Source organism: Solwaraspora sp. WMMD791, from assembly GCF_029581195.1.
Lineage (GTDB): Bacteria > Actinomycetota > Actinomycetes > Mycobacteriales > Micromonosporaceae > Micromonospora_E.
The window spans coordinates 3091865-3112791 of the sequence record NZ_CP120737.1; the positions used below are offsets into that span (position 1 = coordinate 3091865).

Below are 20927 nucleotides of genomic sequence, written 5' to 3' on the forward strand. Positions count from 1 at the left end.
GTCGGGCGCGTCGGCGCACGATCGGATCTGCGGGCCGGACCGGGTACGACCGTGGTCGTACGTCCCGTCCGATACCGGTCGCAACGCCCCAGGTCAGGGGAAGGGACGGACAGGTCACGGCCCGGAGTCCGGACAGGTCACGGCCCGGGACGGACCAGACCGATCCGGTACGCGAAGACGACGGCCTGCACCCGGTCCCGCAGGTCCAGTTTGGTGAGGATCCGCCCAAGGTGGGTCTTGACGGTCGCCTCGGCGACGTACAGCTGGCTGGCGATCTCGGTGTTGGACAGGCCGGCCGCGACCAGGGCGAGCACCTCACGTTCCCGGGCGGTCAGCGCGGCGAGCCGGTCGTCGGCGGCCGGCTCCGGGGTGAGGTGCCCGGCGAAGCGGTCCAGCAGCCGACGGGTCACCCGGGGTGCGACGACCGACTCGCCGCTGGCCACCACCCGGATCGCGGCCAGCAGTTCGGCGGGTCGCACGTTCTTGAGCAGGAAGCCGCTCGCGCCCGCCTGCAGCGCGGCGAACGCGTCCTCGTCGGTGTCGAACGTCGTCAACGCCAGGACCTTCGGCGCGTCGGCGCGGTCCTGGGCCCGGAGCCGGCGGGTGGCTTCGACACCGTCCATCACCGGCATCCGGATGTCCATCACCACCACGTCGGCCTCGGTGGTTGCCAACGCGGCGAGCGCGGCGGCACCGTCGGCGGCCTCACCGACGACGGCCATGTCGGGCTGGGCGGCCAGCACCATCGCGAACCCGGCGCGGACCAGCTCCTGGTCGTCGACGAGGAAGACTCTGATCGTCACGACGTCACCTCCGTCGGCTCCGTCCCGGCCCGCGCCGGGGACCTGATCGGCAGTACGGCGGCGACCTGCCAGCCGCCGGTCGGCCGCGGTCCGGCGGTCACCTCGCCGCCGTGCACGGCCACCCGCTCCCGCATGCCGAGCAGGCCGTTTCCGCCGGACGCCGGTCCGGCGGTCGATCGGGCAGTGGTGGGCCGGGCAGTGGTCGGCCGGGTGGCGACCGTCCCTCGGCCATCGTCGATCACCGTCAGCTCGGCGGTGTCCGCATCGATCCGGACGGTCACGGTGACAGCCGTGCCGGGACCCGAGTATCGCAGGGTGTTGGTCAGCGACTCCTGCACCACCCGGAACATGGTCAGCTCCTCGGCGGGTGACAACCGGGCCGGATCGCCGTCGATGCTCAGCTCGACGACGAGACCGGCCCCCCTGGTCCGCTCGATCAGGGCGCTGAGCTGGGCAATTCCGGCCCGACGCCGATCGGTGTCGTCGGGCGTTCCGGCCACCCCGGCCGTCCCGGGCTGCGAGGCGGCCGGTGACGCGTCGACCCCGCGCAGCACGGCGACGATGCGGCGCATGTCCTCCAGCGCGTCGCGGCCGGTGTCACCGATGGTGATCATGGCCTTGCGGGCCTGCTCCGTGTCCAGGTCGATCATGTAGCTGGCGCCGTCCGCCTGCACCGTCATCACCGCCAGGCTGTGGGCGACGACGTCGTGCAGCTCCCGGGCGATCGCGGCCCGTTCGTCGGCGGCGGCCAGCCGGGCAAGCTGGTCGCGTTCCCGTTCGGCGGCCGCCGCCCGCTCGGCGGCGACCGCCGTCTGTTCCTTGCGGCTGCGCAACATGTACGCGGTCAGCCAGAGCGCCACGCAGATCAGCATCAGGACGCCGTACTCGCTGAAGTCGGCGAGGCCGGGCACCTGGTAGTCGTCGGCGAGCAGCTTGGCGTCGACGGCGAGCACGGCGACGCCGACCAGGGTGATCCCGCCGGCCAGTACGGCGTGCCACTGCCGGTCGGCGTGGGTCACCACCGCGGCCATCGCGATCAGCACCGCGACGTCGTAGAACTCCGGCACGCTGAGGGCGACCAGCAGCTGTGCCGCGGCCAGGCCGGCGACGACCAGCATGACGGTCATCGGACGGCGGCGGCGCCACACCAGCGCCACCGCCATGCCGAGGCCGATCACCAGGTCGGCCAGCGAGGCCCGGTACTGCCAGGCGATGGTGGCCACCGCCGTCGCGACCGCCAGGTCGAGCAACGTCCACCGGTACGGCGACGCCGGCCGGCGCTGTGACGTCGACAGGTCCGGCGACGTCGACACGGGGGGCATGCGCCCAGCCTAGGTCGCCGGTCGGATCAGCTGGTCGGGAAGTCCTCCCCGAGCGCGGTACGCAGCCGCTGCAGCGCCCGCATGCTGGTCATCTTCACCGCCGACGTGGTCATCCCGAGGATCTCGGCGACGGATTCCACGCTGCGGTCCTCCCAGTGCCGCAGCACCAGCACCGCCCGGTCGCGTACCGGCAGCTCGGCCAGCACACGCAGCAACGTGACCTGCAGGTCGGGTGCGGCGGCCGGCGCCGGGACCGACGGTTCGGGCGGCTCGGCGAGCACCAGTTCGGTACGGCTGCGCCGCTTCATCGTGTCCGCGACCGCGTTGACCAGCACCCGCCGGCTGTAGGCGTCCAGGTTCGCCGCCGGCCAGATCCGCGCCCACGCGGCGTACATCCGGGTGAAGGTGATCTGGGTCAGGTCCTGCGCCAGGTGCCAGTCCCGGCACATCAGGTACGCGGTCCGCCGCAGCCGGGGTGCCGCGTCGACGACGAACGCCGTGAACGCCTCGTCGCGGACTGCCCGCTGCCCTCGACGGGCCGCCGCCCAGCGGGCCACCGGACCGCCCGCCGGGGTCGCCGGGGTCGGCGGTCGCACCGGCAGCCCGTCGGCGGCCGGCTCCACGGTCCGTACGCCGGTCATTCGCCCTCCCGCTGGGTCGCACGGGGCGGGCAGAAGCTGCTGATGACATCATCGACGCCGGGTAACGCCCGTAGCGTCAGCTCCATCTGCGGATAGGTGTTCGGGTCGACCAGGGTGAGCCGGAAAGACTCGGGAAACTGGTCGACGGTGACCTGCTCCACCAGGTCAGATTCCGCGACGACGTGGCCCGGTGACGGATTCCGGTACAGCTCCCGGAACCTGTCGTACGCCTGCTGCCGACTCTCGTACCGGACGGTCGACAGCCGTGGGTCGGCGCGCAACGCCACGTCGATGGCGGCCCGTTGCTCGTCGGTGACCTGGGCATCCAGAAAGACGGCGACTTCAGTGGCCGGGTCGTCGGCGGTTGTCGCAGCGCAGATCCCGGAGCCCATCGGGCCCATCGCCGCCGGCGCGGGAATGGGGGCCGGTGCGTCCCGGACGGGCACCGCCAGGCCGGCCGCGACAGCGGCGAGGGCGGTCACCGCGACGGCGGCACCACCGATGGTGAGCCGTCGGCGGCGGCGCAGCCGGGCACCGCCGGCCATCGCGGCGCGGGCCAGTTCCTCGCCCGGCGTCGCCGGTGGCGGCTCGCCGTCGAATGCCTGCTCGAAGTGGGTACGTAGCTGGTCCATGTCCGCTCCCTGAGGTCCGTGCGCGACCCTGTCGTACGGATGACCGGTCGGACCGGTGTTCCGGTCACCAACCTGGGATGATCGATCCGGCCCGGCGGTCCGTACGTGTTGTCGGGTGTCCGGCGGTGTAGATATCGTGCGGAGCCCGGCCCGGCAGGGCACGCCGCCTGGTCGACGATGAGGAAGGTCGTGATCTTGTCCTCCGCCACGCACTCCGACGCTCCCGCTGCTGACACGCCGACCCCGCAGACCGCAGCCGAGGTAGCGGACGAGCCGACGACGCCAGCCGAGCCGACGCAGCAGGTCGAGCCGACGGAGGCAAGGGCAGAAGCGGAGGCGGCGGCGGACACACCGGTGCCGGCTGCGGCCGTCCCCTGGCGGCAGCGGGTACGGCGTACCGTCGGCTGGGCGGTCAGTGCGCTGGCGGTGGCCGGTCTGCTGGCGGCGATGACGCTGCCGTACCAGCGGGACCTCGTGGTGCCGGCGGCGTTCGCCCGGATCCCGCTGGAGGCGGTCGTGGCGGCCGCGCTGCTGCTGGTGCTGCCCGGTCGGCTGCGTACCCCGGTGGCGGCCGGGCTCGGTGTCCTGCTCGGGGTGCTGACCGTGCTCAAGGTCGCCGACATGGGTTTCTTCTCCGTGCTGGCCCGCCCGTTCGACCCGGTGATGGACTGGGGACTGCTGGCCGACGGGTACCGGTTCATCGACGCCTCGTACGGGCGGGCGGCGGCGGTCGGCGCGGCCGTCGGTGCCGTACTGCTCACCGGCGCGGTGCTGGCGCTTGCGGTGTTCGCCACGCTGCGCACGGCCCGGCTGCTGGCCGGGCACCGACGGGTCGGCGGCGGGGTGGTCGGCGCGTTGGCGGCCGGCTGGCTGGTGTTCGCCCTGCTCGGTACGACGGTGACCGTCTACGAGGAGGAGCAGGTCACGTTCGCGCTGCCGGTGGCGGACCGGGCCACCGCCCGGCTGGCGTACGACCACACGCTGCAGGTCGGTGCGAGTCTGCGGGACCGGCAGGAGTTCGCCGAGCTGGCGGCAGTGGACGCGTTCCGCGACGTGCCCGGTGACGAACTGCTGACCGCGCTGCGCGGCAAGGACGTGCTGTTGGCGTTCGTGGAGAGCTACGGCCGGGACGCGGTGACCGCCCCGGAGTTCGCCCCGTACGTCGCGGACGTGCTCGACGACGGTTCGCAGCGGCTGGCCGCGCAGGGGTTCGGTTCGCGCAGCGCGTTCCTGACCTCGTCGACGGTCGGCGGCAGCAGCTGGCTGGCGCACGGCAGCACCCTGTCCGGGCTGTGGGTGGACAACCAGCAGCGGTACCACAGCCTGGTCACCAGCGACCGGTTGACGCTGACCCGGGCGTTCGGTCGCGCCGGCTGGCGGGTGTCGGGCTTCTTCCCTGGCAACTCGCGGGCCTGGCCGGAAGGGGCGTTCTTCGGCTACGACCAGGTGTACGACTCGCGCAACATGGGCTACGCCGGTGACCGGTTCGCCTTCGCCTCGATCCCGGACCAGTACGTCCTGTCGGCGTTCGACCGTTTCGAGCGTCAGGCCGCCGAAGGGCCGGTGATGGCCGAGGTGGCGTTGCTGTCCAGTCATGCGCCGTGGACGCCGGTGCCGCAGCTGGTCAACTGGAACACGGTGCGCGACGGCGCGGTCTTCGACCGCCAGGAGATGGCCGCGGACCAGGAGAACCGGTCCGTGGAGGAGAGTCTGCGCGACGACTACCCGAGGGCCGTCGGGTACTCGTTGAGCACGATCATCTCGTACATCGAGGCGCGCGGGGACGACGATCTCGTGGTGGTCTTCCTCGGCGACCACCAGCCGTCGCCGGTGGTGACGGGCCCGAGCGCCAGCCACGACGTACCGGTGACCATCGTGTCCCGGGATCCGGCGGTGCTCGACCTCGTCGCCGACTGGGACTGGCAGGACGGGTTGCGGCCGGACGGGCAGGCTCCGGTGTGGCAGATGGACCAGTTCCGGGACCGGTTCCTGACCGCGTTCCGCTGATCCTCCCGTCGACCGCCTGCGCCACTAGCGGCACTAGCGGCACTAGCGGCACGGCGTTTCCCGCAGGTTTCCCAACGGAACCGTTCCGGCGTCGGGTCCGGGCACGCCGTACCGGCCGGACTAGGGTATCGGCGGTGATTGGCACTGTCTCATCCCTACGGACGATGCCTACCGCCGACGCCGCCCCCTAGCGTCGGGGCGACCCCCAAGATCCATGGCTCGTCGGCCTCGGCACCCCTGGCAACGGGTCGTGGTTCGTGACGGACCCCCAAGGAGACATCTTGCGGACCCCCTCGACACCGATCCCCCCGACAGCGGGTGGCCAGTCGCCACCGGCACCCGGGACCGGCCGGTCCCGTAACCGGCGGCTGGTCGTCCTGCTCGTCGCTGTCGTCGCGGCGGCGCTGCTGCCCGCCGTCGGCCCGACCGGTGCGGCCGTCGCCGCCCCGGAGCGTGGTACGCCGATCGCCGACTCCCCATGGGCGACACTCGACGAGGCGCCGACGGCGAGCCGCTCCGGACGTGCCCCGGACATCGAGGCCCGCCGGCTGGCGGCGTACACGTTGGACCGGGACGCGATCGCCGCACAGCTGGACCGGGCGCCGGACGAGTCGGCCCGGGCCGCCGCGACGGCGCCGCTGGTGCTGACGGTGCCCGACCCGGACGGCGCGCTGCAACGGTTCGAGGTCGTCAACTCGCCGGTGATGCAGGACGGGCTCGCCGCCGCCCACCCGGAGATCCAGACGTACGCCGGCACCGGGCTCGACGATCCGACCGCGACGATCCGGGCCGACCTGACCCCGCTGGGCTTCCACGCCTCGGTCCGCTCCTCCAACGGTTCCTGGTACGTCGACCCGTACCACCGCGACCAGAGCGTCTACGCCAGCTACTACGCACACGACCTGGTCAACCGGCACGGTGACCTGATCGAGCGGGCCGACGTCGGGGCCGCCGCAGAACAGATCGGCGAGGAGATCGACCAGGCGCAGGCCGACGAGCCGGCCGGGCCGCTGGTCCAGCTGCGGACGTACCGCCTGGCGTTTCTGACCGACCCGTCGTACGCCACCTACTTCGGCGCGGAGAACGTGACCGCCGCGAAGGTGACCCTGATCAACCGGGTGACCCAGATCTACGAGGACGAGACCGCGATCCGGCTCGTGCTGATCAACGACACCGACAAGACCAACCTGAACACCGCCGAGCTGGCCACCGGCCCGAACGGGCCGTGCGGGTCGGCGCCGTGCTTCACCGAGGCGAACTTGACCGGCTGCTCCGGTGCCACGCTCAACCGCAACCGGATCGTCCTCGGCCAGCTCGTCGGGGCGAGCAACTTCGACGTCGGGCACATCGGTTTCGGCCTGCCCGGTGGCGGCGTCGCCGGGCTCGGCGTCGTCGGCGGCGACGGCAAGGCCCGGGGCTGCACCGGCCTGCCGAACCCGGTCGGTGACTTCTACGCCGTCGACTACGTGGCGCACGAGATCGGCCACCAGTTCGCCGGCAACCACACCTTCAACGGCACCCAGTGGAACTGCTCCGGCAGCAACCGCAGCGCCGCCAACTCGTACGAGCCGGGCAGCGGTTCGTCGATCATGGCGTACGCGGGCATCTGCCAGCAGGACAACCTGCAGCCGCACTCCGACCCGTACTGGTCGCAGCGCAGCTACCACGAGATCACCACGTTCGTGAACTCGTCGCGGCCGGCGATCAACGAGGTGCAGACGGTGTCGCTGCGCGACTTCGACACCGACGGCGACGCCTTCACGATCAGCTACGGTGGACAGTCCTCGGCGCCGATCGTGCGTGGGGTCAACTACACCACCGCCGGTATCAAGGCGGCGATCGAGGCGATCGGCGGCTGGCCGGCCGGCGCGACGGTGAGCGTCGCGGCGTTCGGTGGCCTCGGCGCGCTCAACGACACCGGTTTCCAGGTGACGTTCAACGGCGGGGCGGTGGCGCAGACCAACGTACCGGCGCTGGGGTTGACCGGTTTCGTGGGCGCGGACGGTTTCGTCGGCGAGACCGCCAAGGGCGGCCCGGTCGACAACGGCGGCTGGCAGGTCACCGAGACCACCAACCACGCCCCGGTGGTGAGCGTGCCGGCCTCGTTCACCATCCCGGTACGGACCCCGTTCGCGTTGACCGGTAGCGCCACCGACGCCGACGGCGACCCGCTGACGTACATGTGGGAGCAGAACGACCGGGGCGGGATCCTCGGTGGCAGCACCGCCGGTACCGCGTTGACCGACAACGTCAAGACCAACGGCCCGCTGTTCCGGGTCTTCGGCACGTCGGCGCTGGTCAGCCCGCAGGACACCCAGCAGTACTACTCCCCCGGGCTCAACGCTGTCGACGACGACCCGACCCGGGTCTTCCCGGACATGGCGCAGATCCTGGCCGGCAACACCAACGCCAAGACCGGTGCCTGCCCGGCCGCGCCGGAGCCGCCGGCCAGCGGCAGCGCCTCCAACCTGACCCAGACGCTGGTGGACTGCTACTCGGAGTTCCTGCCGACCGCCGACTGGGTGGGCTACAACAACGACCGGACGATGCACTTCAAGTTGACCGCCCGCGACGGCCGGGTCGGCGGCGGTGGGGTCGGTAACGCCGAGACCGCGGTCGTGCTGGCCCCGCAGGCGGGTCCGTTCCTGGTCACCTCGCAGCCGACGCCGTCGTTCTACCTGGGCGGCTCCACTCAGGAGGTCACCTGGGACGTGGCCGGCACCGACGCGGCACCGGTCAACGCCGCGCAGGTGAAGATCTCGCTGTCCACCGACGGGGCGAAGACGTTCCCGTACGTGCTGGCCGAGGCGGTGCCGAACACCGGCAGCGCCACGGTCACCCTGCCGAACATCGACACCACCACCGGTCGGATCAAGATCGAAGCGGTCGGCAACGTCTTCTTCGACCTCAACGACGCCGACATCCGGATCAGCCAGGTCCGCTCGGCCGAGCTGGCGTACACCGGGGACACGCTGGTGCACCCGGTGGCCGGCGCGGACACCGCGCAGGTCCTGCTCCGCGCGGCGGTCGGTGCCGAGGCCGGCGACGTCCGCGGCGCCCAGTTCGCCTTCACCACCGGTGACACCACGCTGTGCACCACCGAGGTGAAGCTCTGGGGCAGCGAGGTCACCGGCGGCGTGGCGAGTTGCACGGCCACCCTGCCGGTCGGCAACCATCCGGTGACCGCCACGGTCGACGGCCGTTACACCGGAGCTGTCACGGCCACGGTGACGGTCGCCCCGTCGACCGGGCTGCGGATCAGCGGCGACGGCTACCTGCGCAGCGGGTCGACCGCCGGCGCGTACCCGCTGGACCCCGAGCACCGGGTCGAGGTGAGCCTCGACGGGCGGATCACCAACGTCGGCGAGCTGGCCGGCAAGGTGCTGGTCGGCTACCGCTCCGGGGACACGCGGTACAAGTTCCAGGGCGCCGTCCTGGAGTCGTACGGCGCGACCACGGTCGCCGGCGTGCCGGCGGCGCAGCTGCGCTACCAGGTGACGCTGTTCGACCTGTCCACCCCGCAGCAGCCGGTGCCGGTGGCGACCGGGCTGACGATGCGGGTGACCGCGACCGACGCGGGCGGACCGGGCCGGCGGGACACCATCGGGATCACCGTCTGGGACGGCGACACGCTGATGTTCTCGTCGAGCTGGACCGGCACCGCCACCGAGGAGGTCAACCTGACCGCCTCCGGCGGTGACCTCGTCATCGACTGACACCGGTCAGCCCTCCGGGGGCGTCGGGCGTCCTCGCCCGGCGCCCCCGGCTGGTTCACGGGCCGTCCCGGCCGCTCACCTACGGCGCACGGCGTGCAGCACCGCGTCGTGGATCGTGATCGGGTCGCCGTCCGGGCCGGTGACCGACCGGGGCACCGTCTCGGCCCGGATACTGGCCCACTCCGACGGGTCCAGCACGGCCGCGACCTGCTCGGCGGTGAACATCAGGTCCGGCAGGCGTGGCCGACGGATCCCGGGAACGTCCAGGTCACGCGGGTGGTGGCCGACGATCAGCAGGGTGCCGCCGGGGCGGACCGCCGCCGCGAGCCGGCGGTGCAGCATCGCCCGGTCCGGATCCGGCAGGTGCATGAACTGCGCGCTGACCAGGTCGAACCGGGCCGTACCCGGATCCCAGCTCCGCAGGTCGGCCTGCTGCCAGGTGAGCCGCTTCGCCACGTCGTCACCGGCCACCGCCGCCTGGTCTGCGGCCCGGCGCAGCGCCACCGGCGACACGTCGACCGCGGTCACCTCCCAGCCCTGGCCGGCCAGCCAGATGGCGTCGGCACCCTCGCCGGCCCCGACGTCGCAGGCGGTGCCGGCGGGCAGGTCGGCCACGACCGTGACCAGCTGCGGATTGGGGTTGCCGCTCCACACCCGGTCGACGGCGCCGTACCGCTCGTCCCAGAACTCCTGGCTGACCATCGCGGCGACGTCCGCCGGCCCGTGGTGCACCGGCAGGCCGTAGTCGTCCTCGCCGGCGGCGACCGCCCGGTGCCGGCGGACCGCTTCGGCGGTGTCCGCCTGCGCCAGTTCGGCGTTGAGTGCCGCCGCCGCCATCGCCCCGGCCGCCGCCGACGCCATGACCTGGGCGAACGGGTTGGTCAGGTTGCCGGCGGCCCAGATGCCCGGCACCGGGGTCTGCCCGGTCGGGTCGGCCTCCACCTGCTCGGCCATGCCCGTCGGGTGGGCCGTCACCGGCACCCCGAGCTGGGCCAGCAGCCCGTCGGCGCCGCCGATGCCGTCGCCGACGTGCAGCCGGGACGCCACCGTCACCGCCGTACGGGGCACCACGGTCCCGTCGGCGAGACGCACCCCGGTGAGCCGGTCGTCGGTGGTCTCCACCCCGGTGACCTCACCGGGCACCACCCGTACGCCCCGGGCCGCCAGCGCTTCGGCCTGCTCGTCGGTGAGGGTGACCCCGGTGTGGGTGAACAGCACCAGGTCCGAGGTCCACTGCCGGAACAGCTGGACCTGGTGCAGCGCCATCTCGTTGGCGCCGATCACCCCGACCGGCTCGTCGCGGATCTCCCACCCGTGGCAGTACGGGCAGTGCAGCACGTCCCGGCCCCAGCGCTCGCGCAGCCCGGCGATCGGCGGCAACTCGTCGACCACGCCGGTGGCCAGCAGCAGCCGCCGGGCGGCGACGGTGGCCCCGTCGGCGAGCCGGACGGCGAATCCGTCGTCGACCCGTTCGGCCGCCACGACCCGGCCGGGCAGCACGATGCCGCCGTACCGTTCGACCTCACGCCGGCCGGTGGCGACCAGGTCGGCCGGGCGCATGCCCTCGCCGGTGAGGAATCCGTGCACGCCGCCCGAGGGCGCGTTACGGGGCTCGCCGGCGTCGATCACGATGACCCCGCGCCGGGCGCGGGCCAGGGTCAGCGCCGCGCTCAGTCCGGCGGCACCGCCGCCGATCACCGCCACGGCGGTACGGTATGCGGGTCCCCCCGCCACGTTGTCAGTCATGCTGACCACCTCCGGCACCCACGATCCGCGCAGGGTCAGCGTATCGGCAAACTTCCTTGCTGTTTCAGCAAATCGCGAGTCCGTGGAGCTGGTGACTCACCAGCGGTCGTGGTGCAGGGCCTCGGTCAACGGCCGACGCGCCCGCCAGCCGTGCCGCTCCAGGTCAGGCACCTCGGCCAGCCCACTCACCGGCCCGACGCAGAGCCACGCCACCGGCCGGACGCCGGCCGGGACACCGAGCAGGTCCCGCAGGAACGGCTCCCGGTAGAACGAGACCCAGCCGACCCCGAGACCTTCGGCGGTGGCGGCCAGCCAGAGGTTCTGGATGGCCAGGCAGACCGAGTAGAGCCCGGCGTCGGCGATGGCGTGCCGGCCGAGCACCGCCGGGCTGCCCCGCTGCGGGTCGTAGGTCACCACGATCGACAGCGTGGCCTCCCGTACCCCGTCGATCTTGATGTGCGCGAACCGGGCCGCCGCCGCCGGGTCGAGGCTCCGGGCGAACGTCCGCCGTTCCTGCTGCACATGGGCGTGGAAGGCGTCGCGGACCGACGAGTCCCGGACCAGCACGAAGTCCCACGGCTGGGTCAGCCCGACGCTCGGCGCGGCGTGCGCGGCGGCGAGGACCCGGTGCAGCACCTCGTCGGGCACCGGCGCGCCGGTGAACTCGGCCCGCACGTCGCGGCGGCGGTGAATGACGTCGTACAGATCAATGGGCATGGCCGACGATTGTCCCGCGTCGCGCCGCGAATCCGGTTGCCGGGCCGGCGCACCGGCTGATCAGATGGCGGCCATGCTGGTCAGACGGGAACGCGCCGACGACGTCGCGGCGGTACGGGCGGTCGTGGCGGCGGCCTTCCGCCGGCCTGCGGAGTCGGGGTCAGGGCAGGGGTCGGAGCCCGACGACCGGCCGCCGATCGAGGTCGGGCTGCTGGACGAACTCCGCGCCGACTCCGGATGGATCCCGGCGCTGTCGCTGGTCGCCGTCGACGGCCCGGCCGGCACGGACCCGGACGCACCGGCCGCCGTCGCGAGCGCCCCGACCGACCCGGCCGCTGCGGGCGGGATCGTCGGGCACGTGGTCTGCACCCGGGGGTACGTCGACGACCGGCCGGCGCTGGGCCTCGGACCGTTGGCGGTCCGCCCGGACCGGCAACGCGCCGGCGTCGGTTCGGCCCTGATGCACGCGGTGCTCGCCGCCGCCGAAGCCCGCGACGAGACCCTCGTCACGCTGCTCGGCGACCCGGCGTACTACCACCGGTTCGGGCTGCACCCGGCCAGCGAGTTCGGCATCGTCGCGCCCGATCCGCAGTGGGGACGCTACTTCCAGGTGCGGCCGCTGGGCCCGACGCCACCGACACCGGGCCGGTTCCGCTACGCCGCACCGTTCGACCGGCTCTGACCGCTCAACTGTTCACCGGCCGCCGGGCCACCAGCAGCACGTGCGTCACCGGCCAGTCCATCGGCCTGCCGTCGAGGGTGGACAGCGACGCGACCGGAGCGAGCCGGTGCTCGACGATCCAGTCGTTGCGGACCGGGCCGCTGGCCGGGTCGATCTCGAACCCGACGTCGGCCAGCAACGCCTTCCAGTCGGCGTACTCCAGCCCGCAGAACTGCTCCCGGGTCTCGGACAACCAGTTGTCCGGGTAGTCCTTGCGGGTCAGGAAGTCCATCGCCGCCGCCAGGGTCGTCTCGACGACCTCCGGTGCCCCGTCGACCGGCCGGTGGTCGAACGGGAACGCGAAGTCGACCGCGAACTGGTCCAGCCGGGCCCGGGTGGACAGGCCGCGCACATAGGCGGCGACCTCGCTGGGCGGCCCGTCGGCGAGATCGGTACGCGGCCCTGGCGGGTTCGCGCCGTCGGCCGTCGACAGCCGCAGCCGTACCGGCCGGTCACCGCCGTCCGGACCGCAGACGTCACTGTTGATCCACACCCCGCCGGGCACCGTGTGGTCGTAGATGGCCTGCACGAAGCGGCGTACGGAGGCCAACTGCCCGCCGTACGACCAGATCTCGTGGGTCAACGCGAACGTCAACGTGGTGTCCACCGACCGGGGCGCGAAGACTGCCCCGCCGAGCACGTTGCGCTGGTAGAAGAAGACATTCGGGTTACGGAAGTAGCCCTGTGCCCGTTTGTGCACGCACTCCTCGTACAGGTGCCGGGCCACCTCGACGCCGATCAGGTCGCTTTCGCGCAGCGCGGGCTCCCGGTCGGCCAGTTCGAGCACGGCGCCGGCACCGCAGCCGATGTCGACGATCCGCCCGGGCCGCACGTGTTCCCGGACGGCGTCCCATTTGCGCTGCGCCGCCTCGGCGAACGCCTCGGCGTAGCTGCGGTAGTCCCGGGTCGCGGTCAGCCCGCCCTCGGCACCGACGACCGGATCGTTGACCACCGACCGGACGTGGCCGGTCAGCCCGTACCGGTCGAAGACGTCGACGCTCGCCGGATGGGCCAGCTCCCGCCAGCCGTCGTCGCCGCCGGCCAGCCGCAGCAGTACGTCCCACGGGCGGTCCGGGGTCGGCTCGACCTCGGCCTCGACGCCGGCCACCGGGAAACCCAGCCGCTCGTACATCGCCACGACCTCCGGCGTCGAGCAGGCCAGGACCGTGTCGACCGGGGTCAGCTCCAGCCCGGTCACCGCCGCCACCGTCTTCACCGTGACCTCGGCGAACCGGTCGGTGGCGACCGTGTCGAAGACCGGGACCACCACCGACCGCAGGCCGGTCAGCACGCTGAACCGTTCGATCGCGGCTTCCCGCCGGTGGTAGGGCACCGGGTTGCGGCGGGTGTTGCTGTGGTTGGCCGACGTCACCGCCCACACCACCGTCGCCGGGCCGTCGGCGTCGCCCTCGGCGACGGCCAGCCGGGTCAGGTATTCGCCCTGGAACCGGGTGAGAAGGTGGTGGCGACCGGGAAAGAGCAGGTAGCGGGCCATGTGACGTTGATAGCCTACGGCCGCCACGGCCGGCCAGGCAGGGGCCCACGCAGAGGGGAGGCACGGTGCGCACGAGCGAACTGCTGGTGGAGACCTTCGACCGGCTGCCGGACCTGGTACGCGAGGCGGTCGACGGGCTCAGCCCGCAGCAACTGCGCTGGACCCCGGCCCCGGGGGCGAACCCGATCGGCTGGCTGATCTGGCATCTGACCCGGATCCAGGACGACCACCTGGCCGAGGTACGCGGCGAGCCGCAGGTCTGGACCGAGGACGGCTGGGCGCAGCGGTTCGGGCTGGACCGGGCCGACCCGGCCGACACCGGGTACGGTCACACCGCCGAGCAGGTCGCGGCGATCGCCCCGGAGAGCGCGACGGCGCTGGTCGACTACCACACGGCGGTGGCCGAGCGGACCCGTCGGTTCCTGCACGGACTGACCGACACCGACCTGGACCGGGTCGTCGACGACAGTTGGGACCCGCCGGTCACCCTCGGGGTCCGGCTGGTCAGCGTCGCCAACGACGATCTGCAGCACGTCGGCCAGGCCAGCTACCTGCGGGGACTGCTCGGCGGTGCCACCGGTTGACCGGGTGTCGACCAGTGCCCCGTTGACACTGCGCGCCATGATCGCCGATCCTGTGGGCTGCCGGTCCACCGGCGCACCCCCGCGCAGAGGAGCCCCACCGCATGTCCGTACCCGTGTCCGAGACCGCCGCCACGTCGCAGCCCGGACCGGTGCAGCCAGGACAGGTGCCGGCCGCGCGTCGCGGTGGCGACACCGGGACTTTCCTGCGCGAGTTCCTGCGCGCCCCGACCCGCATCGGCGCGGTCGCGCCGAGCTCCCGGCGGCTGGCCGAGGCGATCACCGCCCCGATCCCGGAACGCGGCGCCCCGGTCGTCGTCGAGCTCGGCCCCGGCACGGGTGCCTTCACCGGCGTCATCCAGGACCGCCTCGGCGGTCGGGGCCGCCACCTCGCCGTCGAGCTGAGCCCGACCCTCGCCGACCTGCTCGCCGACCGGCACCCGCAGGTCGAGGTGATCACCGGGGACGCGGCGCAGTGCCGGTCCCTGGTGACCGCCCGTGGGGTGACCGCCGCCGACGTGGTGGTCAGCGGGCTGCCGTGGGTGTCGTTCCCGCGTGACCTGCAGCTGGCCGCGCTCGACTCGGTGTGCGACGTGCTGACCCCGGACGGGGCGTTCACCACCTTCGCGTACGTGTTGACCGCGCAGACCCCGCCGGCCCGCCGGTTCCGCCAGCTGCTGCGGGACCGCTTCGAGGAGGTGGTGATGGGCCGTACGGTGCTGGCCAACCTGCCGCCGGCCTTCGTCTACCACGCCCGCCGCCCCCGCCGGTGACCCAGCGGCGGAGCCGGGCGGGTCAGTCCGCCTCGGCGAACCGCTCCACGTCGTTGATGGTCCCGATCACCAGGATGATGTCGCCGTACATCAGCACGGTGTCCGGGGTGGCGTAGGTGAACCGGGCCCTGGCTCCGTGCGCCTCGCTCTTGACCGCCACCACCGTCACCCCGTACCGCGACCGCACCCGCGACTCGCGCAGCGGCACGCTCACCACCTCCTGCGGCGGGGTGGTCTTGACCATCGCGAAGTCGCGGTCGACCTCGACGTAGTCGAGCAGCCGGCCGGTCAGCAGATGGGCGACCCGCTCCCCCATGTCGTGCTCGGGCAGGATCACGTGGTGGGCGCCGATCCGTTCCAGGATCCGGCCGTGCTGCCGGCTGATCGCCTTCGCCCAGATGTCGGCCACCCCCAGCTCGGACAGCAGCGAGGTGGCCAGGATGCTGGCCTGGATGTCGGTGCCGATGCCGACCACCGCCCGGTGGAACTCACCCACCCCCAGCTGCCGGAGCGCCTCCAGGTCGGTGGCGTCGGCGGTGGCCAGATGCGGCAGTTGCCCGCTGAAGCTCTGGGTGGTCTTCGGGTCGCCGTCGATGCCGAGCACCTCGGTGCCCCGGGAGGCCAGCTCCACCGCGAGCGCGCCGCCGAAGCGGCCCAGCCCGATCACCACGACCGGTTCGTTGCGTGTCTCAGCCAACGATGATCCTCTCCTCCGGCAGTTCGTAACGTCGGCTCCGCTCCCGCAACGCGAGCGCCGACGCAACGGTCAACGGGCCGATGCGGCCCATGAACATCAACCCGATCAGCAGCAGGTCCGCCGCCGGTGGCAGCCCGGCGGTGATGCCGGTGGAGAGCCCGACCGTGGCGAACGCCGACACCACCTCGAACAGCACCTGGTCCAGCGTGTAACGGGTCATCGCGAGCAGGGCGAACGTCGCCACCGCCACCGCGCCGAGCGCCAGCAGCAGCACCGCGAGGGCCTGCCGCTGGTTGCCCGCCGGCACCCGTCGCGCACCGACGTTGACCTGGGTCTCGCCGCGCATCTCGGCCCACAGCACGAACGCCAGCAGTCCCACGGTGGTCACCTTCACGCCGCCGGCGGTGCCGGCGCTGCCGCCGCCGATGAACATCAGGATGTCGCTGAGCAGCAGACTTTCCGGACGCATCCCGGCGATGTCGACGCTGTTGAACCCGGCCGTACGGGTCATCACCGAGGCGAAGAAGCCGGCCAGCAGCTTCTCCGGGGCCGACAACGGGCCGAACGTCGCCGGGTTGCGCAGCTCCACCAGGGTGAACACCACCGTACCGAGCACCAGCAGACTCACCGTCAGCACCACGGTGATCCGGGTCAGCACCGACCAGCAGCGCGGTTCGCGCCAGGACCGCAGCAGCTCGAACACCACCGGGAAGCCGAGGCCGCCGACGATCACCGCGACCGCGATCGTGATCATGATCCAGGGGTCGGCGACGAACCCGATCAGGCTGTCGGCGTACAGGGCGAAGCCGGCGTTGTTGAACGCGGAGACCGCGTGGAAGATCCCGTGGTACGCGGCCCGGCCCCACGCGTAGTCGTAGCCGAGCGCGAACCGGGCGGTCAGCACCACCGCCACCGCCGCCTCCACCACCAGGCTGAACAGCACGATGTTGCGCACCACCCGGCGGACGTCGCGCACGCTCAGCGCCTTGGTCTCGGCCTGGGCCAGGAAGCGTGCCCGCAGGCCGAGCCGCCGGGACAGCAGCACCGTCAACAGGGTGGCCAGGGTCATGATCCCCAGTCCGCCGACCTGGATCAGGCCCAGGATGACCAGCTGACCGAAGGTGGACCAGTAACCGGCGGTGTCCACCACGACCAGGCCGGTCACGCAGACCGCCGAGGTCGCGGTGAACGCCGCGTCGACCAACGGCGGCGACGTCCCGTCCCGGGTCGCCACCGGCAGCATCAGCAGGGCCGTGCCGATCAGTACGGCGGCGGCGAACCCGCCGGCGATCACCTGCGCCGGGTGGTGCAGCCGGTCGGCACCCCGGCGCCACATCGGCCGCCGCCACCGGTCGTGGCCGGCGGTCCGCCGCGCCCCGGCCGGCTGGCCGGGCCGACGGCCACTGGTCGGCCGGTTGCCGCCGTCAGGCAGCCTGTTCGGCATGTCTCTCCATGATCCGGGGACCGGCCTCCGTAGCGAGGACCGGGTCGCCAGCTGGGAACGTCGCAGCGCGGCCGGGTTGACCGTGCTCGCCGTGGCGTCCTCGTCGTCTACGCCGCGCCCATTCTCTACCCGCAACTGCCGGCGCGCTGGCGTGCCGTGTGTGTCGCTGCCAACATCGCGATCTGGCTGCTGTTCTGGGTCGACTACGCCGTCCGGCTGTGGCTGGCCGACGACCGGTGGCGGTTCGTCCGGGGCAACGTGTTCGACCTGGTCGTGCTGCTGCTGCCGGTGCTGCGACCGCTGCGGATGCTGCGGCTGGTCACCGCCGTGCTCACCCTGACGCGGCGTACCGAGATCTGGGCACGCGGCCGGTTGGCGCTCTATGTCGGCTCGACCACGGTCCTGCTGGTGATCGTCGCCGGGCTGGCGGTGCTCGACGCCGAGCGGGCCGATCCGGACGGGGCGATCAACACCTATCCGGATGCGTTGTGGTGGGCGGTGGTGACCATCACGACCGTCGGCTACGGCGACTACTTCCCGGTCACCACCACCGGCCGGTTCGTCGCCCTGGCCCTCATGATCGGCGGGATCGGCCTGATCGGTTTCGTCACCGGTTCCCTGGCCAGCTGGATCGTGGAGCGAATCTCCGCCGCCTCGACCGAGGCCGCCGGTGACGGCGCGGCTGCGGACGCAGCGACGGCGCCGGCCACCCGGGCGGACGTCGCCGCGCTGACCGCGCAACTGGTCGCGCTGCGGGACGAGGTCGCCGCGCTACGGGCCGACGTCGGCGGGCCCGTCCCGGTGCCGCAACAGCAGCGTCGCGCGGCGGACGCGACGCCGGCGAGGCCACCCACCTCAGATTGACCATCACACTGTCTACCTAATTCGTGCCACCCCACCGTCGGTGATCGTTCGGACGCGCCCGGAGACTCCACTCTGGTCGACAACAGCCCACGGGCCCACCCCTCCCGGGTGGCACCACCCGTCGGCCCGTCGATTCTGGAGAATCGCCATGCGACAGCACCACCGACCGACCCGGCGCCCGGCCCGACACCGGCTCGCCACCCCGCTGGCCGCCGTCCTGCTCGCCGGACTCACCCCCCTGCTCACCCCCAGCCCGGCCCAGGCCATCGTCGGCGGCCAACCGGTCGCCACCGGCGACTTCACCTACGTCGCCGAAGTCCGCAACACCGCCGTCGGCGCACTCTGCACCGGCACGCTCGTCCACCCCGGCTGGGTGCTCACCGCCGCCCACTGCGCGGTGCCGTCCTCCGTCGGCGACGTGACCGTACGGGTCGGCAACAACGTCGCCGGCACCGGCGGTGAACTGCGCCGGATCCACCGGATCGTGGCGCACCCGCAGTACATCGGCGGACACAACGACCTGGCGCTGCTGGAACTCAGCTCGCCGATCACCAGCGTCACGCCGGTACGGCTGACCACACCGGCCGAGGCGCACCTGTCCGACGGCGTACAGGGCGGCCCGTTCACCCCGTACGACCAGGGCATCGCCGTCGGCTGGGGACGCGACGGCGCCGGGAACCTGCCGTCGCGGTTGCCGTTCGTCGGCGTCTTCATCACCCCGTCGCAGCCGGACAGCCTGGGCATCAAACGGCTGATGGTCGACCGGGGGCCCTGCCAGGGCGACAGCGGCGGCCCGCTGCTGGTCTCCTCCGGCGGCACCTACGTGCAGGCCGGCGTGTTGAAGGCGGCCAGCTGCACCGGGGCCGCCTCCTACAGCGAGGTCGGTGCCGGCGGCAACCGGACCTGGCTGCTCGACCAGCTCACCGCCGTGCCGTACACGCCGTTCGGGACGGTCGACTGGGACCGCGACGGCCACGCCGACATCATCACCCGCCACGACGCCAGCGGCGACCTCTGGCTCTACCCCGGACAGAGCGTACGCGGGCTGTCCACCGCGCCCCGGGTCCGCATCGGCAACGGCTGGCGCGGCTACACCGCCTTCGGCGCGGTCGACTGGGACCGCGACGGCCACGCCGACATCCTCACCCGCAACGACACCACCGGCGACCTCTGGCTCTACCCCGGACAGAGCAAGCGCGGCTACTCCACCGCGACCCCGGTACGGCTGAGCACCGGCTGGGCCGGATTCACCCCGTACGGAGCCGGCGACTGGGACGGCGACGGCAACGCCGACGTCGTGGCCCGTCAGGACGGCACCGGGCAGCTGTGGCTGTACCCCGGAACGGGCACCCGTGGGCCGGCCGGCACCCCCCGGGTGCTGATCAGCTCCAGCACCAACGCCCACAGCCCGTTCGGGCTCGTCGACTGGGACGACGACGACCACGTCGACCTGATCAGCCGGGACAACGACACCGCCAACCTGTGGCTGCAGCCCGGCCAGAGCGTCCGCGCCGGATCCACCGTGCCCCGGGTCCGCATCGGCAACGGCTGGCGCGGCTACACCGCCTTCGGCGCGGTCGACTGGGACCGCGACGGCCACGCCGACATCCTCACCCGCAACGACACCACCGGCGACCTCTGGCTCTACCCCGGGCAGAGCGTCCGGGGCTACTCCACCGCGACCCCGGTCCGCATCGGCTGGGGCTGGTGACCAGCTGAGCGACGACTGAGCGCCCCGGGCCGGGTCAACCGGCCCGGGGTCGTGCGCGCAGCGTCGGCAACACGTCGGTGGCGACCTCGGCGAGGACCCGTTCGTCGCCGGCGTACCAGCTGCTGCGGCGCGGCCAGTGGGTGATCACGTCGGTGAAGCCGAGCCCGGCGGCCCGCTCGACGGCGTCGGCGAAGAACCCGGCACTGCTCAGCGAGAAGACCGGCGCGGAGTCCAGCGACAGGTAACGGCGCAGATCCGCCGGATCCCGACCGGTCCGGTCCAGGGTCGCCGTACACCGCTCGGCCAGTCGGGCCACCGACGCCCACCACGATTCCAGGTCGTCGAAGTCGGTGCCGGTGGTCACCCAGCCGGCACCGAACCGGGCCGCCAGGGCCAGCGACCGGGGGCCGTTGGCGGCCAGCACGAACGGCACCCGTGGCCGCTGCCGGCAGCCGGGGGCGCTCCGGGCATCCACCGCCTGGTAGTACCGGCCCTGCCAGGTGACCCGGTCGGTCCGCAGCAACAGGTCGAGCAGCTCGACGAACTCGGCGTACCGGTCGGCACGGGCACGCGGCGTCAACGGCGGCGTACCGAGCACTGCGGCGTCGAAGCCGAGCCCGCCGGCTCCCACCCCGAGCAGCACCCGACCGTCGGAGATGTCGTCCAGAGCGGTGATCTCGCGGGCGAAGTGCACCGGGTGCCGGAAGTTCGGCGACGAGACCAGGGTGCCCAGCGGAATCCGCTGGGTGACGGTCGCGGCGGCGGTCAGCAGCGGCACCGCGTCGAACCATGGCCCGTCGACCAGGTCCCGCCAGCCCAGATGGTCGTACGTCCAGGCATGGTCGAAACCCCACTGCTCGACCTGCCGCCACCGGTGCGCCATCACCGACCACGGCTCGTCCGGCAGAATGACGATCCCTACTCGCACAGCCACGACACCGACCCTAAGCCCGACCTGATCCGTCCGGCCAGACCGGACTTGAGGATCCGGCCGGGCAGACCGGACCTGAGGATCCGGCCGGGCCAGGCCCGGCCGGGCCGGGGGCTCAGGTCAGGC

16 protein-coding genes and 1 pseudogene are annotated in these 20927 nt (G+C 72.7%); 7 read left to right on the forward strand and 10 right to left on the reverse strand.

From position 1 onward, the window contains the following. Positions 1-137: 137 nt before the first annotated feature. From O7623_RS13560 to O7623_RS13575, 4 genes are read right to left on the reverse strand one after another with little or no spacing between them, the layout of a single operon-like run. Positions 138-803 (reverse strand): response regulator transcription factor, encoded by a 666-nt coding sequence (locus tag O7623_RS13560; protein WP_282228978.1) that lies wholly within the window; start codon positions 801-803, stop codon positions 138-140. After that, a complete protein-coding gene (locus O7623_RS13565) occupies positions 800-2125 on the reverse strand; it encodes a histidine kinase (RefSeq protein WP_282228979.1) in 1326 nt (441 codons plus the stop codon). Before O7623_RS13565 ends, O7623_RS13560 begins: the two co-directional genes overlap by 4 nt. A 26-nt stretch (positions 2126-2151) precedes the next feature. Further along, on the reverse strand, positions 2152-2766 hold the full coding sequence (locus O7623_RS13570; protein ID WP_282228980.1) for a SigE family RNA polymerase sigma factor: 615 nt from the start codon (positions 2764-2766) through the stop codon (positions 2152-2154). Then, a complete protein-coding gene (locus O7623_RS13575; protein ID WP_282228981.1) occupies positions 2763-3398 on the reverse strand; it encodes a permease-like cell division protein FtsX in 636 nt (211 codons plus the stop codon). Before O7623_RS13575 ends, O7623_RS13570 begins: the two co-directional genes overlap by 4 nt. A 189-nt stretch (positions 3399-3587) precedes the next feature. Between O7623_RS13575 and O7623_RS13580 the strand changes: the two genes are divergently transcribed. Continuing rightward, the gene (locus O7623_RS13580) at positions 3588-5405 is read left to right on the forward strand and encodes a sulfatase-like hydrolase/transferase (protein WP_282228982.1); all 1818 of its coding nucleotides are present in this window, start codon (positions 3588-3590) and stop codon (positions 5403-5405) included. Between the two features lie 281 nt (positions 5406-5686). Continuing rightward, complete coding sequence (locus O7623_RS13585; protein ID WP_282228983.1) at positions 5687-9121, forward strand: M12 family metallo-peptidase; 3435 nt, start codon at positions 5687-5689, stop codon at positions 9119-9121. 75 nt (positions 9122-9196) lie between these two features. Here O7623_RS13585 and O7623_RS13590 read toward each other — a convergent pair whose 3' ends face one another. Together O7623_RS13590 and bluB are read right to left on the reverse strand one after the other, a co-directional pair. Next, on the reverse strand, positions 9197-10867 hold the full coding sequence (locus O7623_RS13590) for a bifunctional NAD(P)/FAD-dependent oxidoreductase/class I SAM-dependent methyltransferase (RefSeq protein ID WP_282228984.1): 1671 nt from the start codon (positions 10865-10867) through the stop codon (positions 9197-9199). A gap of 96 nt (positions 10868-10963) precedes the next feature. Further along, the gene (bluB, locus tag O7623_RS13595) at positions 10964-11578 is read right to left on the reverse strand and encodes a 5,6-dimethylbenzimidazole synthase (protein ID WP_282229403.1); all 615 of its coding nucleotides are present in this window, start codon (positions 11576-11578) and stop codon (positions 10964-10966) included. A 79-nt stretch (positions 11579-11657) separates the two neighbouring features. Here bluB and O7623_RS13600 point away from each other — a divergent pair, with 79 nt between their 5' ends. Then, positions 11658-12266 (forward strand): N-acetyltransferase, encoded by a 609-nt coding sequence (locus tag O7623_RS13600; RefSeq protein WP_282228985.1) that lies wholly within the window; start codon positions 11658-11660, stop codon positions 12264-12266. Positions 12267-12270: 4 nt separating this feature from the next. Here the strand turns inward: O7623_RS13600 and O7623_RS13605 are convergent, their stop codons facing one another. Then, on the reverse strand, positions 12271-13800 hold the full coding sequence (locus O7623_RS13605) for a class I SAM-dependent methyltransferase (protein WP_282228986.1): 1530 nt from the start codon (positions 13798-13800) through the stop codon (positions 12271-12273). Between the two features lie 65 nt (positions 13801-13865). Between O7623_RS13605 and O7623_RS13610 the strand changes: the two genes are divergently transcribed. Next, positions 13866-14384: a DinB family protein gene (locus O7623_RS13610; RefSeq protein WP_282228987.1), complete on the forward strand. Its 519-nt coding sequence runs from the start codon at positions 13866-13868 to the stop codon at positions 14382-14384. 101 nt (positions 14385-14485) lie between these two features. After that, entirely contained in the window at positions 14486-15154 is a 669-nt protein-coding gene (locus O7623_RS13615) for a methyltransferase domain-containing protein (RefSeq protein ID WP_282228988.1), read from the forward strand. 22 nt (positions 15155-15176) lie between these two features. Here O7623_RS13615 and O7623_RS13620 read toward each other — a convergent pair whose 3' ends face one another. Then, entirely contained in the window at positions 15177-15851 is a 675-nt protein-coding gene (locus O7623_RS13620) for a TrkA family potassium uptake protein (protein ID WP_282228989.1), read from the reverse strand. Then, positions 15844-17295 carry a potassium transporter TrkG gene (locus O7623_RS13625; RefSeq protein ID WP_282228990.1) on the reverse strand — a complete coding sequence of 484 codons (1452 nt, stop codon included), beginning with the start codon at positions 17293-17295 and terminating at the stop codon, positions 15844-15846. Before O7623_RS13625 ends, O7623_RS13620 begins: the two co-directional genes overlap by 8 nt. Here O7623_RS13625 and O7623_RS13630 point away from each other — a divergent pair. Both O7623_RS13630 and O7623_RS13635 read left to right on the forward strand, forming a co-directional pair. Beyond that, positions 17294-18159, forward strand: a pseudogene (locus O7623_RS13630) (ion channel). The gene O7623_RS13625 and the pseudogene O7623_RS13630 overlap by 2 nt on opposite strands. A 148-nt stretch (positions 18160-18307) precedes the next feature. After that, positions 18308-19870 carry a trypsin-like serine protease gene (locus O7623_RS13635; protein WP_282228991.1) on the forward strand — a complete coding sequence of 521 codons (1563 nt, stop codon included), beginning with the start codon at positions 18308-18310 and terminating at the stop codon, positions 19868-19870. 34 nt (positions 19871-19904) lie between these two features. Here O7623_RS13635 and O7623_RS13640 read toward each other — a convergent pair whose 3' ends face one another. Further along, positions 19905-20753, reverse strand: a complete 849-nt coding sequence (locus O7623_RS13640) for an LLM class flavin-dependent oxidoreductase (RefSeq protein ID WP_282229404.1) — start codon at positions 20751-20753, stop codon at positions 19905-19907. Positions 20754-20927 lie beyond the last annotated feature (174 nt).

What these genes read in the sequence shown, in the direction of transcription:
- O7623_RS13635 (WP_282228991.1), top strand. Translation starts at nt 18,308, where the DNA reads ATGCGACAGCACCACCGACCGACCCGGCGCCCGGCCCGACACCGGCTC.
- O7623_RS13605 (WP_282228986.1), bottom strand. Translation starts at nt 13,800, where the DNA reads ATGGCCCGCTACCTGCTCTTTCCCGGTCGCCACCACCTTCTCACCCGG.
- O7623_RS13575 (WP_282228981.1), bottom strand. Translation starts at nt 3,398, where the DNA reads ATGGACCAGCTACGTACCCACTTCGAGCAGGCATTCGACGGCGAGCCG.
- O7623_RS13615 (WP_282228988.1), top strand. Translation starts at nt 14,486, where the DNA reads ATGTCCGTACCCGTGTCCGAGACCGCCGCCACGTCGCAGCCCGGACCG.
- O7623_RS13640 (WP_282229404.1), bottom strand. Translation starts at nt 20,753, where the DNA reads ATGGCGCACCGGTGGCGGCAGGTCGAGCAGTGGGGTTTCGACCATGCC.
- O7623_RS13625 (WP_282228990.1), bottom strand. Translation starts at nt 17,295, where the DNA reads ATGCCGAACAGGCTGCCTGACGGCGGCAACCGGCCGACCAGTGGCCGT.
- O7623_RS13590 (WP_282228984.1), bottom strand. Translation starts at nt 10,867, where the DNA reads ATGACTGACAACGTGGCGGGGGGACCCGCATACCGTACCGCCGTGGCG.
- O7623_RS13600 (WP_282228985.1), top strand. Translation starts at nt 11,658, where the DNA reads ATGCTGGTCAGACGGGAACGCGCCGACGACGTCGCGGCGGTACGGGCG.
- O7623_RS13565 (WP_282228979.1), bottom strand. Translation starts at nt 2,125, where the DNA reads ATGCCCCCCGTGTCGACGTCGCCGGACCTGTCGACGTCACAGCGCCGG.
- O7623_RS13570 (WP_282228980.1), bottom strand. Translation starts at nt 2,766, where the DNA reads ATGACCGGCGTACGGACCGTGGAGCCGGCCGCCGACGGGCTGCCGGTG.